General features: G+C 71.0%; 1 protein-coding gene. It reads left to right on the top strand.

Features of this window, described 5'->3' with window-relative positions; genetic code table 11:
• Positions 1 to 1,139, top strand: a 1,139-nt coding sequence (locus tag ACWFRU_RS42205; RefSeq protein ID WP_453694157.1) for a hypothetical protein, incomplete at both ends; no start/stop codon positions are given.

Here is a 1,139-nt window from a genome sequence, read left to right as displayed (position 1 = left end):
CCCCGGAGGGCCGTTCGGCCCGGCGCGCCTACGTCCAGCGCCAGGCCCGTCGCCGGGTCCGCCGGTGGGCGTCGCGGCAGTGGACGCCGCGAGGCATCGTCCCCACCACGATCCGCGGCGGGGTGCGCGTGCAGCGCTGGGTCCGCGGGGTCGAGGGCCAGAACGCCGACGCCGCTAAGCAGCGTGCCGAGATGCTCGCGCTGGAGGCGGCCCGGGCGGCCCGCCGGGCCCAGTTCGCGCTGCTCAAGAAGGACGCGAAGAAGAAGGCGTCCGACGTCGCGCAGCAGGAGGCGTCGATGGCCCTGGTCCAGGCGACCGCGGCGCTCTCCACGGCTCGCACCAAGATCTTCCAGCGGGCGGCCGCCGCGTACCTGCCGATGGCCGGGATCGACGTCGCCGGGTACGTGTTCATGGACGGCCTGATCGGCCTCGGCGCCGGGGTGCTCGTCAACCTCGCGGTGCTGGCCCGAGTCGGTCGGCGCCCCGACATGACGCCGGAGGAGCTGGAGGAGCTGGAGCGCGCCGAGGCCGGTCTGCCGGACCGCTTCGAGATGGGCATGACGCCGCGGGCCTTCGAGGCGATGCTGCACGAAGCGCTGACCAAGGAGATCGGTATCGCTGTCCACTCCTTGCAGATCCGCCCGCGCAACTGGGGCTTCGAGATCCAGATCGTGCTGAAGAACCAGACGCCGGAGAAGCTGTCCGACAACCTTGCTCTGCTGGAGGCCTGCCTGCCCGGCGTCCGTACGAATTCGGCGCTCTTGCAGCAGTCCGCCCAGGCCCGCAATGAATGCGTGCTGCGTATTCCGGGGGACGACCCGTGGAAGGCCGTTCCGGAATTGCCTTACCGGGCGCCGAAGTCGGTCACCACCCACGAATTGCACACGGCGCAGTTCGGTGCCGACATGTCCGGCCGCCCCCTGGCCCTCCCGGGCAAGCGGACCAGCGCCGCGTACATCGGCAAGTCCCGCTCGGGGAAGTCGACGATGCTGCGGGCCCGCCTGGACGCGCTCACCGCGACCAGCGACCGGATCATCGTCGGCATCGACCTCGGTTCCTACGGATCGGGATTCGGCCCGTACCGCAAGGCCATGTCGGCGGTCGCCCGCACGCCGAAGGAGGCCCGTGTCGTTCTCGAA

It is taken from the genome of Streptomyces sp. NPDC055099, from assembly GCF_053607685.1.
This window is presented reverse-complemented; position numbering and strand designations above follow the sequence as displayed.